The sequence below is a fragment of the Alterotamlana spongicola genome (genome assembly GCF_035818475.1).
GTDB lineage: Bacteria > Bacteroidota > Bacteroidia > Flavobacteriales > Flavobacteriaceae > Cognatitamlana.
In genome coordinates, this window is sequence record NZ_JAYMGV010000001.1 from 1,659,101 (window position 1) to 1,672,182 (window position 13,082).

The following is a 13,082-nucleotide window of genomic DNA, read 5'->3' on the forward strand; positions in this document are numbered from 1 at the left end:
TTAGGCAGTCTCTTTTCTCGTTTAAAAGAAATCATAATTAAATATCTTAACTTTGTTTATATCTTATGTCATAAATAATAAAACTATCTTGGAATTTAAAAAAACCAAACCTTCTATTCTTCTTGGTATCGCTCTATTGATATCATTTTTAATTAATTTACCCAGAATATTAAAACTATATGAAGTTGTTGAACGTTTATCAGACACCTTCCCCGACGTATCTGTAAAAGATATTCTATTAAGAATGCTTATTCTGTTTGTGTATTCCTGGGGGCTACTTCAAATTAATACCAATTGGAAATTATTGTATTCAAGAATAAGTATTTGGTCAAAAAGTGTTATTAGGCTATTGGCTAACCTTTTGGTTTATTTCTCTATAGTTTCTTTATTCGTTTATGTTCGCGAGCAGTTAACAGGAGAAGTGATGAGTGATTTTGATAGCTCAATTTTATATATTGTTTATGGTGTTGTGCTGCTTATTATAGTTTTTATATCAAGAATTATAAGATTTCAAATGGCACATCAGGTAAACCTGGCTGAAAAGGAGTTATTAAAACAACAAAGTTTAAGAAATGAATTGGAAGCTTTAAAAAACCAGATTAATCCTCATTTTTTATTCAATTCATTAAACTCACTAAACTCATTAATAAGAGATAATAAGCAGGCTACTACGTTTGTAAACAAACTGTCATTTATGTATAGGTATATTTTACAAAGTGGAAGCGAAGATTTAGTATCACTTAAAGAAGAATTGCAGTTTTTAGAAAGTTATGTATATTTAATAAAAACTAGGTATAGGGATCGTTTTAAAATAGAAATTAATATTGAAGATGATTTATTGAATGAAAAATTACCAACACTGGCATTGCAATTATTGGTGGAAAATGCGGTAAAGCATAGCGAAATATCAGAAACCAATCCACTATTGGTAAAAGTATATTCAAAAGATAGTTATGTAATAGTTGAAAATGTTATCAGGCCAAGAACCACTTTTGTTGATAGTACAGGTAATGGCTTGATAAATTTAGATAAACGTTATCAAATACTGGTTAAGAAAAGTATTGTTATAAGTGATACAGACCAAGTGTTTAAAGTTAAACTACCTTTAAAGTAAACCCTATGAAAGTTGTCATTGTAGAAGACGAAATAGCAGCAAGCGAAAATCTTACGTATTTAATCAATACTATTGATCCTAATATTGAAATATTGACAGTTTTAGATTCGGTTAAATCATCTGTTGATTATTTTTCAAAAGGAACTGAAGCTGATTTAATCTTTATGGATATTCATTTGGCTGACGGTATTTCATTTGAAATTTTTGAACAGGTGTCTTTAAGTACCCCTGTAATATTTACAACGGCTTACGATCAATATGCTATAAAGGCTTTTAAAGTAAATAGTATTGATTATTTGCTTAAGCCCATTAATGAGGAGGAGTTAGAAGAGGCTATAAACAAGTTTAAAAGTCAATCTAAATCAGAACAGCCCGTTGATAATCAAATAGAAGGTTTGATGCAATTGTTACAAACAAAAAATAAGGCTTACAAAACCACTTATTTGGTACATCATAGAGATGAACTTCTTCCAATAAAAACAGAAGATATTGCCTATTTCTATATTGAAACAGGTATTGTTAAAGGGGTGACATTCACTAATAAATCTTATATTATAGATAAAAAACTAGAAGATATTGAAAGTGAATTGAACCCGGAATTATTTTATAGGATCAATAGGCAATTTATAATCAATAGAAATGCTGTAGCCAATATTAAGTTTTACTTTAATGGCAAGCTTATTGTTAATGTAAACCCACCGTTTTCAGAGCGTATTGTTGTAAGTAAAGCCAAAGCTTCAGATGTTAAGAATTGGATGAATTTATAAGTGTTCGGTTTAATTTTAACAATTGTTTTTTTAGGCTCAGGTTTCAAATAGGCCGTTTTACTTAGCATTTTTACTGCTTAATATTGTTTTTAATTTAGATCAGGATACTGCAAAGTATTTTTGACTATAATTAAAAAACAAAAATCATGAAAACAATCAAATTAGTATCGACAATTACATTACTTCTGGTAGCTTTAAATGTAAGTGCTCAAACGTTAAGTAAAAAGCAACAGGAAAGAGAAAATAATGAAGTTACATTATTAACCCAGGCAGAAAAAGAGGAGATACAATTGTGGTTCTACCAGGAAGTTCAGGATATGAACATGGATGAAGAGACGCTTGCTGCATATGAATCCAACCTATTGGTATATACTTCAAGAATGATGCGTCTGGACGATAAAGATCTAGGTTATACCCAAGATGAAATTGTATCAAAGTTTGATGACCTTATAAAAGAGTTAAACAAAAAGATGGAAGATATTTTACCTGAAGAACAATATAATATTCATGAGTTTAATTTCAAAGTGCTATCAGGTTATGTGAAATTAAGAATGAATATTGAAACTCCAACTGTCAATGGTTAATGTGGATAGGAATTAAAATTAAAGGTTAAATAATGTCTATTTTACGGAGGAAGAAATCATATGTTTAAAGCTTAAATTCATATAGATTTCCTCCTTCACTTTTATTCCTTTCGTCCGTGATATAAACCGTATTATTATTTTTAAAACAGATACCTTCTTTTTGAGAGGAATGATCAAACGTTAATACTTCAATAGTGCCTTTAAAAAAAATGTCGGATTCAAAATTGGTGATTTTCCATAGCCTGTCATGAGTTAGAAGTACTACAGTTTTACCATCATTACTAATATCGGCTGAAGTTATTTTTTTGCGTTTACTTTTTAAATTAAATTGAGTTACCAATTTAGCAGTATGTTTTCCTGTTTTATTTGGTACTTTTAAAAGTGTACTGGATTTATTCTCTTTACTAAAAATATAGAAATGATCATCAAATAGAAAAAAGGCTTCGAAATCTTTCGGCTTTACTTTTTTCGGAAGCACAAAATGGATGATTTCAGCTGTTGTTTTATTTGATTTTAAGTCGGTGATTTTATAAATAGTAAAGGCATCACGGTTTTTGCTATTATTTCCAAAATCACCGATGTATAAGTTTCCTGAAGGGTCTGAAGTTAAATCTTCCCAATCAATATTGCTGGCGTTATTAATATCAATATCTTTTACAATCTTTCCATTTAAATCCAGTCCGTAAATATGGTTTTTGTTGCCGGAATCTTCAATAGTCCAGAGCAAGTCAGAATGGGCTACTTTTTCAATGGCAGAAGCTTCTTTTAAACTATTTGGTAAATTAGCAATAAGTTTTAATTTCCCTGTATGACATGAGGTTAAGACCAGTGATAATAGAAATAGTTTATGAATAGAATAACACATTGTTTTTAGAATTTTCATCAAAATTAAGGCTTAATAAACCAATCAGAAATTTTAAATCTTAAACTATTTATAAAAAGATGTAAAAACCTTCTATAATTTAATAGATTTATAGAGAAAAAGTAATTGACTTATGACTACTGTAAATGATTTATTAAATCTCTTGATATTAGAAAAAATAAATGATTCTGTGTATAATGGTATAAGCAAAACTGTGGGTAGTCCGGTGGTGTTTGGAGGCCAGGTTTTAGCTCAAGCTATAAATGCAGCAAGTAGAACAATTACTAATCAAAGAGTATTACATTCATTGCATGCTTATTTTTTAGAGGCAGGAGATTTAAGCTGCCCAATAACCTATAATGTGAGTATTATTAGAGATGGAGGTAGTTTTTCTGTAAGGCGGGTTACTGCAAGCCAGAATGATACTATTATATTTATTTTAGCAGCTTCATTTCATAAAAAAGAAGAGGGGTATAATCATCAAATAGAAATGAAATCGGGATTAAAACAACCAGAAGACCTATTGAGTTGGACCGATATTTTAAATCAGTTTGGTGATTTTTTACCAAAAAGCTTAAAAGCCTTTTTTGAAATTGAACGTCCTATAGAGTTTAAACCCACAGAGATTGTAAACCCTATGGATAAAAAAGATTTGCCACCTTTTATTGATGTCTGGTTTAAGTTAAAAGGAGATATAAAGGATTTAGATCTGGCTACAAAGCAGCAAATTTTAACCTATATTTCTGATTACAATATTTTAGTTTCAGCACTAAATCCTCATGCAAGTAAAGCACATTGGGGAAATACTCAAACGGCGAGTTTAGATCATTCTATGTGGTTTTTCAGGGATTTTGATTTTTCAGATTGGATGCTTTTTTCTATGGAATCACCAAGTACGTCAGGAGCCAGAGGTTTTGCCAGAGGTCATGTTTTTACAAGAGAAGGAAAGCTAATTGCTTCTGTGGCACAGGAAGGATTGATGCGTCCAATTGTAAAAAACAAAACTTAAAATGTTGAAAACTGACGATAAAGGAATTAAGGCATAGTTAGCGAAAAAACTTTAGAACCTTTGCAAAAGGCCATAGATTTTAGTGTTGATAATTTAATCCCTGATCTTTTAGGTAGTATATGATAAAGAAAAATGTAATTATTGTTGGAGGGGGAGCGGCAGGCTTTTTTGCTGCTGTAAATATAGCAGAACAAAACCCTGATTTGAAGGTTACTATTTTAGAACGTGCTAAAGAAGGTTTAGCTAAGGTGAAAGTGTCAGGCGGGGGGCGCTGTAATGTAACTCATGCTGAGTTTATTCCCTCGGAATTGGTTCAGAATTATCCTAGGGGAGAAAAAGAACTATTGGGGCCTTTTCATCAATTTATGACCGGAGATACCATTGAGTGGTTTGAAAAACGTGGTGTAGAACTAAAAATTGAAGAAGATGGTAGAATGTTTCCGGTTTCCAATACCTCTCAAACCATTATTGATTGTTTTTTGGATGAAGCTAAAAAACATAAGGTAGAGGTTTTATATAATCATATTGTAAAGTCTATTGATAAGGACAAAGCACATTTTATTATTGAAACTTCACAAGGCGAATTTTTATCTGATTGTATATTAATAGCTACCGGAAGTAATCCTAAAATCTGGAAGTTATTAGAACATTTAGGACATACTGTCCTGAACCCTGTGCCGTCATTGTTTACATTTAATATAACTGATGAACGCATACAGGATATTCCCGGAGTTGTTGCTCAAAATGTTGAGATTAATGTGTTAGAAACCAATTTATATAGTGAGGGGCCTTTGTTGATAACACATTGGGGAATGAGCGCCCCGTCTATTTTAAAGCTTTCAGCTTTTGGGGCACTGGAATTAGCAAAACGAGATTATAAATTTAAGATACAAATCAATTTTATACGGGAATCGTTTGAAAGTTGTTTAAATGCACTTAAAGTATGGAAACAAGAATTACCTAAAAAGACTATATATAAATCAACACAGTTTGGTTTGCCTAAACGTTTATGGCATAAATTGGTTTTAGCATCAAACATCAGTCAGGAGACCCGTTGGGCAGACTTAAACAAATCACAGTTAGAACATTTGGCAGCTCAATTAACACAAGCCGTTTTTAGCGTGAATGGAAAAAGCACTTTTAAAGAAGAGTTTGTTACAGCAGGTGGTGTAAACCTAAAGGAGGTTAATTTTAAAACCTTTGAAAGCAGACTCATCAAAAACCTCTATTTTGCAGGAGAAGTTTTAAATATTGATGCCGTTACCGGAGGGTTTAATTTCCAAAATGCCTGGACCGGAGCTTATATTGCAGCTCAAAATATTTCTAAATAAATGAAGACTTATATAGCATTGCTTAGAGGGATAAATGTTAGCGGACAAAAGAAAATCCTCATGGCAGAACTCAGGGAAGTCCTTTTGGCAATTGGTTTGAAGCACGTTCAAACATACATTCAAAGTGGTAACGTAATTTTTCAAACTTTAATGACAAATAATCATAATCTTGAATTAAAAATTCATGAAGCAATTCAAAAACATTTTGGTTTTCAGGTTCCTGTGTTAATTAAAACCCCAACAGAGTTACAGCAAATTTTTGACGATTGCCCTTTTGAAGAAGCAGAAAAGATAAATAGTTATTTTATGCTGTTATATACAGTTCCGGATAAAACTATTGTTAAAGAGGTTTCTAAGATATCATATCCCAATGAGAAATTTTTTATTACAGATAACTGTGTATACTTTCATTGTGCAACAGGCTATGGAAAAGCAAAGTGCAGCAATAATTTTTTTGAACGCAAATTAAAAGTAACTGCTACCGCCAGAAATTATAAAACCATGGTAAAGTTATTATCTTTGTCGGCATAAATATTACAAATGTCAGAACAAGATTTTATTCCTAAGTCATATACAAACAGTATTGAAAAAGGCAGTTTTGCTTGGTCATCTCCAAGTAATATTGCTTTAGTGAAATATTGGGGTAAAAAGAATGATCAAATTCCTGAGAATCCATCTATTAGTTTTACACTAAACAATTGTAAAACCATTACTAAATTAAGTTTTTCTAAAAAGGAACATAATGATGATTTTTCTTTTGAGGTATTTTTAGATAATGAACAAAAGGATGATTTCAAACCAAAAATTCAAACATTTTTTAAGCGTATTGAACGCTATTTGTCTTTTTTAAAAGCGTATCATTTTAAAATTGAAACTTCAAATACCTTTCCGCATAGTTCGGGCATCGCCTCTTCAGCCTCTGGGATGAGTGCTTTAGCATTGTGTTTAATGAGTCTTGAAAAAGAATTAGTTAATATTGATAGTACATTGAATGCAGACGAAAAGTCTTTGGATGAGGAGTATTTCATTCAAAAAGCATCATTTTTAGCACGTTTAGGCTCAGGAAGTGCCTGTAGAAGTTTAGAAGGAGATTTGGTTGTTTGGGGAAAGCACGATTCTATTGAAGGAAGTACAGATTTATATGGTGTAAAATACCCGTACAAAGTACATGAAAACTTTAAGAATTACCAAGATACTATTTTGTTAGTTGATAAGGGCGAAAAGCAAGTAAGTAGTACGGTTGGACACAATTTAATGCATGATCACCCTTTTGCTCAAGAACGCTTTAAACAAGCTCATAATAACTTATCTAAACTCTCATCAATATTAAAAAAAGGCGATTTAGATGCGTTTATTGCTTTGGTAGAAAGTGAAGCTTTAACACTCCATGCTATGATGATGACAAGCATGCCATATTTTATTTTGATGAAACCAAATACTTTGGAAATTATTAATAAAATATGGAATTATAGAAAAGCAACTGACTCAAAAATATGTTTTACTTTAGATGCAGGAGCTAATGTTCATGTGCTGTATCCTGAAAATGAGATGAAAAATATATTAGAATTCATTAATAATGAATTGGTTGAGTTTTGTCAAAAAGGTCAGTATATTAACGATAAAATTGGATTTGGAGCCAAACAATTGTAATTTTGCATATCCCAATCAAAAATCATTTATGAAAGGACCACTCTTTTATTCAAAAATTCTACTCTTTGGAGAATATGGAATTATTAAAGATTCCAAAGGACTGTCCATTCCATATAATTTCTACAACGGTGCTTTAAAAAAAGATGAAAGTCCTACAGATGAAGCTATAAAATCAAATAATAGCTTAAAGGAGTTTACAGCCTATATTGAAAGTATAGATAATAATATTGTAAGCTTTGATATTAAACGGTTATTAGAGGATGTTCATTCCGGGATGTATTTTGATTCTTCAATACCTCAGGGCTATGGTGTTGGTAGCAGTGGTGCTTTAGTGGCTGCTATTTATGACAAATATGCCTTCGATAAGATTACTATTCTGGAAAATTTAACTCGGGAAAAGCTTTTAAAGTTAAAAACCATATTTTCTGCAATGGAATCGTTTTTTCATGGAAAGTCTTCAGGTTTAGATCCTTTGAACAGTTATTTAAGCATCCCAATTCTTATCAATTCAAAAGATAATATTGAAGCCACTGGTATTCCAGCTCAACAAAGCCAGGGAAAAGGCGCTGTGTTTTTAATTGACAGTGGTATAATAGGAGAAACGGCACCTATGGTAAGTATTTTTATGGAAAACATGAAGCAAGAAGGATTCCGGAATATGCTTAAAACACAATTTATAAAGCATACTGATGCTTGTGTTGATGATTTCTTAAAAGGAGACATTAAATCGCTTTTTAGAAATACCAAACAATTATCAAAAATCGTTTTGAATAATTTTAAACCAATGATTCCACAGCAGTTTCATGACCTTTGGAAAAAAGGCATTGAAACCAATGAGTATTTCCTGAAACTTTGTGGTTCAGGCGGCGGTGGTTATATCCTTGGATTCACTGAAGATATTGAAAAAGCAAAACAGTCTCTTGCAGATTATAAATTAGAAGTGGTTTATAATTTCTAAAATTCTTTATTCTTATATTTATGCTCCCTCTGGATTGTATCCTGAATGTGTTTTCAGTATTATAGAGGGCCATAAAATATTTATATGTTATCCAGAAGACAAAAACACATCTTACTTAAATTTTTTAGTATGTTTTCTGTGGTTAGAGGTTACAATATTTTAATTGTTGTAATTGCTCAATACCTTACTTCCATCTATATTTTAGCTTATAATAAGCCTTTAAAAGAAGTTGTTTTTGACCTTAATCTACTGATATTGGTATTAGCTTCAGCTTCTGCTATTGCCGGGGGCTATATTATTAATAATTTTTATGATTCAGAAAAAGATTTAATCAACCGTCCCTTTAAATCAAAATTAGACAGGCTGGTAAGTCAAAATACAAAACTCTCTTTTTATTTCGTTTTAAATTTTATAGCTGTAATTATGGCAAGCTATGTGTCTTTTAAAGCAGTTGTATTTTTTTCACTTTATATTTTTGGGATTTGGCTTTATTCCCATAAACTAAAAAGATTACCTTTTATTGGTAATTTAACATCAGCTATATTAACCATAATCCCTTTTTTCGCCATTTTCATGTATTACAAAAATTTTGAGACGGTAATTTTTGTTCATGCTGTCTTCTTGTTTTTAATGATTTCCATGCGTGAATTAACAAAAGACCTGGAAAATATTAAAGGCGATATCGCTCAAAATTATGTGACAATTCCCGTTGCATATGGTGAAAAAGCCTCAAAAATCGTGCTTAGCATATTAACAGTTTTAACACTTATACCAGCTTATCTTCTGCTTTACAAGTTTGAAGTAGGGTATATGTATGTTTTCTTTTATTTAAGTATATTATTATTAGGAGTATTTTTAATGCTATTATGGAAATCTAATAAAAAAATACATTATCTAATACTTCATAATATCTTAAAGTTTATAATTCTTACCGGGGTACTTAGTATTTTACTTATTGATGTGAGTGTTATTTTAAATCGTATTTAGTAATTCTAAAATAAGGTTAATCGTTAATAATAGCTATATCTTTGCATAAAATTTTAAGTCATGAGTAAAAAACAGGGAGGTAAAGGAAAACAATCTGAACGAAGTAATGGGAATAAGCGTTTTTCAAGTAATTCCAGGAAAAATACACCTGTTAAAAAAGCAAATGCAACGCCCAAAAAGACAGGCAATTCAGATGAAATTAGACTAAACAAATATGTTGCTAATTCAGGAATGTGTTCTAGGAGAGAAGCAGATGTACATATTGCAACCGGTTTAGTTTCTGTAAACGGAAAAGTAATTACAGAAATGGGCTATAAAGTAAAGCCCGGTGATGAGGTACGATATGATGGGGCTAGAATTAGCCCTGAAAAGAAAGCATATGTATTGCTGAATAAGCCTAAAGGATTTGCGACTACTACCAGTGAAGGCAAAGGGCGGACAGTCATGGATTTAGTTGCTAATGCTACCAACTCAAAAATAAAACCTATAGGCCGTTTAGGGCGAAATTCTAAAGGGTTATTGTTATTTACTAATGACGATGCCATTGCAAAAAAATTCACAAACTCTAAAAAAGGCGTAGTACGTTTATTTCATATAGAATTAGATAAAAACTTAAAACTTGAAGACCTGAAAAAGATTCAAAATGGTTTTAAGGTAGAAGGAAAGCTTATAGAGGTTGAAGAAATTAGTTATATAGATGGCGCTTCTAAAAAGGAAGTAGGTTTGAAAATTAAGAATACAGGCAATACCATTATTCGTACTATTTTTGAGCATTTTAGGTATGACATTTTAAGCTTAGACTGTGCTGCCATTGGACATTTAACAAAAAAAGATATTCCGCGTGGGCATTGGAAACACCTAACAGAACAGGAATTGAATAATTTAAGAATGCTTTAAAATATTAAAATTAAGACAAGCTAAATTTAGATTCCGAAATACGTTTAGTACTTGATATAATTAATAATCCGCTCCCTAAGCGATACCCAATGGTCTATAAAACTCAACCATTATAGACATTTAATATTGTTTATTTTTTGTTTGCTTAACATATAGTTAAACTATAAACTACATCTTTATTTTTTTAATAACCCCCTTTATTAACAAGGTTGGTGTTGTTGTTTTTTTAATTTTTGCGTATCTTTTGAGTATGTAAAATGATGAGGCAATCAAATTTTAAAATATCACCAAATGAAAAATAAAAATGATAACTTAAAACGTGTCATTGTAGATTTTAAAAAATTGACACCTGAGATTTTAGCGTTATTGGTAGAACGATATCCTGATGGATATGATGAGAGCCAAATAATATCTTTTAGAAATCATCATGATGAAATTATTGAAGCCGTTGAGGTAACCACTCATGATACCAAGTATTTAGTTAAGGTGAGTTCTAAATTAGCCTTGACCATGGAGAATTTTGATATTGATGATTTTGCAGGAGATATCCCTAAAGCTGTGAAAGATTCAGATATTACTAATGAAGATAAACAATACAATTAACAATACTTTTTTATTATGAGAGCTGCTGTTTTTAAGTCCTACAAAAACGGTTATTACAATTTTTGGTTTGAAAATGGAGAAGAACTTGCCTTTGAAGAAGTTCACCCGCGTGTTTTAAAACAATATGATTTAAGACATGATGAAAGTTTAATTGACCTAGACTTTAGACTGACGTTTGTTGAAGATGGAGATGAAGATAATCCTATTTACAGAATAGAAAGTTTAAAACCAATTTAAGTTGTAAATGTGTTCGGTTAAGTGAATTTAAAAGGCTGAAAATTTTTGTGCAAAAGTTTGTATAACGTCATCTGAGATATAAGAATAAAACGTATATTTAAACGATTGAATACTAATTATTTTTATTATGGTATGGTTTTTGGCTGTACCATTATAAAATAATTTCATATAAACTTAAATTTCAATAATAATGAACACTAAAAAAATAATTGTATTGAGTGCTTTAGCGATAGGCCTTTTTATGTTTTCAGGTTTTAAAACTGAAACAATTCATGATAATACAGTTGATGTATATGACCTACAGGATGGACTTATTGTATATGCTTCGTATAATGGTTATGCAGAAGGTGGCTATAATTTTGTAACCAAAGGAAAGGATGGTAAACCCCATGTATTAACCTTCCAGGAAGCTAAGCCTAACGTATTGAAATCATTTGATTTAAAATCTGATAAGTTGGTTGGAACATTCTTTAAAATTACGTTTCACAAAGATGATAAGTTCTCAAAAGAGAAACATGACGATGTTAATACCATTACAGCGTTAGAAAAGCATTAAAAAACACTATTTATTGTTTTATTGAAGCTCCCTTTCTGGGAGCTTTTTTTTTTGAACACTTCCCAGAAAAACACCCCATAAACAAAAATGTATTCCAAAGCTATAATCCAAAGGTTTTCGGATTTATCGGCTTTGTTTAAATTGATATAGGCTAAATAACTAAGTATAATTACAAAGCTCCAAATTAATGGGAATTTATATTTAGTAAATACAGATAAAATTAATAAGGTAGCAATGTACCAGGGGTGAATTGTTGTTGCTGTAAAGTAGTAAAATGATAATACTATTAACATAGCAGTAATAAGTTGAACCGGAGTTTTGTTTTTTCTGAAAAATGTTATGGACAAAACAAAGAGGATAACAACAATTGGAATTATTTTTCCAATAACTTCAATTTCATTATAACCTCTAAAGAGATAGCCTATTTCTCTGGCTATGTAATAAAGACTGGCATTGAATTCAAAATTTTGGAACCATAAGGCTACTGTTTTGGAGTAGTTGTTTATAAACTCAGATGAGTAGAATGGTGAGAAAAGTAATAGTGAGGTGAAACCAATAATAGCATAAAAGCCTATTAGTTTCATAAAACCTTTGCTAGCCCTGTTTTGGATACCGTTGACATTGTGGTGAGGTAGTCCATCACTTTTTTTCTGTGATTGTTTATCACTACGGTTTTTTATAAACCATTGAAAAAACAAGGGTAGAAAAATAAGCGGAATTAATTTTACCGAAACGGATAAAGCCAAAACCACTGCTGCCCATGGCCATTTGCCAATATAAAGCCAATATAAACTCCAAATTAGAAAGCATATCATAACGCCTTCAAAATGTAAATTTCCGGTAAGTTCAATGATGATAAAAGGGTTTAACAAATACCAGAAAATAATATAGGTTGGAAGGCCCAATTTTTCAAGAAGTTTTTTACCAAAGTGAAGCGTGCCAAAATCTGCAGCTATAATAAGTAGGCGCATTATCATTACAGATCCCAGAATACTCTTTCCAGCAAATACTCCAGCTATAACAAAGCACAATTGATTTATTGGTGGGTAGTTGGTGAAATGACTGGCATTTAAAGCACCCATGCCGTTATACAGCTCTTGAGTTTGAGTGACAGGAGAATGGCCTTGATCAATAAAAGATTCAACGGTATATAAATACGGATTATACCCTTCAAGAATCATTCTGCCATCCCAAATAAACCGATAAAAATCTTGTGACAAGTTGGGTATGGCCAGAATAAAGACGGCTCTAAATATAAATGCTAAATAACTTAGTGTTTTTACATCATGCTTTAAAAGGTGGATTAGCTTATAAAAGAAAAAGAATAATGCAGTATAAAGTGTTACAAGCTTAATGTAATCTGTTCTAATTAAATCATAGGCAAATACCCAATAAAACAATAGACTCAATGCTGCCATGAGTATTGGTGTTTTATTAAGTTTTATAAAGCCAAGGTTTATAAGCATGCATCAAATATAATGTTATTTGTTTGTTGCCTTTTTTAACCCCTATCGGAGTATAAAAAAT

At 31.1% G+C, this 13,082-nt stretch carries 15 protein-coding genes; 13 read left to right on the forward strand and 2 right to left on the reverse strand.

Going from position 1 to position 13,082, the window contains the following annotated elements; genetic code table 11:
* The first annotated feature begins 88 nt into the window (after positions 1 to 88).
* The 3 genes from VOI54_RS07155 (at position 89) to VOI54_RS07165 (ending at position 2,465) form a co-directional block, all read left to right on the forward strand.
* Complete coding sequence (locus tag VOI54_RS07155) at positions 89 to 1,114, forward strand: sensor histidine kinase (protein ID WP_326282040.1); 1,026 nt, start codon at positions 89 to 91, stop codon at positions 1,112 to 1,114.
* Between the two features lie 5 nt (positions 1,115 to 1,119).
* The gene (locus tag VOI54_RS07160; RefSeq protein WP_326282041.1) at positions 1,120 to 1,881 is read left to right on the forward strand and encodes a LytR/AlgR family response regulator transcription factor; all 762 of its coding nucleotides are present in this window, start codon (positions 1,120 to 1,122) and stop codon (positions 1,879 to 1,881) included.
* A gap of 146 nt (positions 1,882 to 2,027) precedes the next feature.
* Positions 2,028 to 2,465: a hypothetical protein gene (locus tag VOI54_RS07165; RefSeq protein WP_326282042.1), complete on the forward strand. Its 438-nt coding sequence runs from the start codon at positions 2,028 to 2,030 to the stop codon at positions 2,463 to 2,465.
* 64 nt (positions 2,466 to 2,529) lie between these two features.
* Here the strand turns inward: VOI54_RS07165 and VOI54_RS07170 are convergent, their stop codons facing one another.
* Complete coding sequence (locus VOI54_RS07170) at positions 2,530 to 3,348, reverse strand: SdiA-regulated domain-containing protein (protein ID WP_326282043.1); 819 nt, start codon at positions 3,346 to 3,348, stop codon at positions 2,530 to 2,532.
* A gap of 112 nt (positions 3,349 to 3,460) precedes the next feature.
* On the opposite strand from VOI54_RS07170, the gene VOI54_RS07175 reads away from it, so the two are divergent.
* The 10 genes from VOI54_RS07175 (at position 3,461) to VOI54_RS07220 (ending at position 11,555) form a co-directional block, all read left to right on the forward strand.
* Complete coding sequence (locus VOI54_RS07175; protein ID WP_326282044.1) at positions 3,461 to 4,336, forward strand: acyl-CoA thioesterase; 876 nt, start codon at positions 3,461 to 3,463, stop codon at positions 4,334 to 4,336.
* A 119-nt stretch (positions 4,337 to 4,455) separates the two neighbouring features.
* The gene (locus VOI54_RS07180) at positions 4,456 to 5,667 is read left to right on the forward strand and encodes a BaiN/RdsA family NAD(P)/FAD-dependent oxidoreductase (RefSeq protein ID WP_326282045.1); all 1,212 of its coding nucleotides are present in this window, start codon (positions 4,456 to 4,458) and stop codon (positions 5,665 to 5,667) included.
* Positions 5,668 to 6,198, forward strand: coding sequence for a DUF1697 domain-containing protein (locus VOI54_RS07185; protein WP_326282046.1), 531 nt, complete (start codon positions 5,668 to 5,670; stop codon positions 6,196 to 6,198).
* Between the two features lie 9 nt (positions 6,199 to 6,207).
* Positions 6,208 to 7,317, forward strand: coding sequence for a diphosphomevalonate decarboxylase (locus VOI54_RS07190; protein WP_326282047.1), 1,110 nt, complete (start codon positions 6,208 to 6,210; stop codon positions 7,315 to 7,317).
* A 28-nt stretch (positions 7,318 to 7,345) separates the two neighbouring features.
* The gene (locus VOI54_RS07195; RefSeq protein WP_326282048.1) at positions 7,346 to 8,275 is read left to right on the forward strand and encodes a mevalonate kinase family protein; all 930 of its coding nucleotides are present in this window, start codon (positions 7,346 to 7,348) and stop codon (positions 8,273 to 8,275) included.
* An 84-nt stretch (positions 8,276 to 8,359) separates the two neighbouring features.
* Entirely contained in the window at positions 8,360 to 9,262 is a 903-nt protein-coding gene (locus VOI54_RS07200; protein WP_326282049.1) for a geranylgeranylglycerol-phosphate geranylgeranyltransferase, read from the forward strand.
* 60 nt (positions 9,263 to 9,322) lie between these two features.
* Complete coding sequence (locus tag VOI54_RS07205) at positions 9,323 to 10,159, forward strand: pseudouridine synthase (RefSeq protein WP_326282050.1); 837 nt, start codon at positions 9,323 to 9,325, stop codon at positions 10,157 to 10,159.
* Positions 10,160 to 10,450: 291 nt separating this feature from the next.
* A complete protein-coding gene (locus tag VOI54_RS07210) occupies positions 10,451 to 10,762 on the forward strand; it encodes a hypothetical protein (protein WP_326282051.1) in 312 nt (103 codons plus the stop codon).
* A 15-nt stretch (positions 10,763 to 10,777) separates the two neighbouring features.
* On the forward strand, positions 10,778 to 10,999 hold the full coding sequence (locus tag VOI54_RS07215; RefSeq protein ID WP_326282052.1) for a hypothetical protein: 222 nt from the start codon (positions 10,778 to 10,780) through the stop codon (positions 10,997 to 10,999).
* Between the two features lie 190 nt (positions 11,000 to 11,189).
* Positions 11,190 to 11,555: a hypothetical protein gene (locus VOI54_RS07220; protein WP_326282053.1), complete on the forward strand. Its 366-nt coding sequence runs from the start codon at positions 11,190 to 11,192 to the stop codon at positions 11,553 to 11,555.
* On the opposite strand, the gene VOI54_RS07225 is transcribed toward VOI54_RS07220, so the two are convergent.
* The gene (locus VOI54_RS07225) at positions 11,552 to 12,973 is read right to left on the reverse strand and encodes an MptA/MptB family glycosyltransferase (RefSeq protein ID WP_442809361.1); all 1,422 of its coding nucleotides are present in this window, start codon (positions 12,971 to 12,973) and stop codon (positions 11,552 to 11,554) included. The genes VOI54_RS07220 and VOI54_RS07225 overlap by 4 nt on opposite strands.
* Positions 12,974 to 13,082 lie beyond the last annotated feature (109 nt).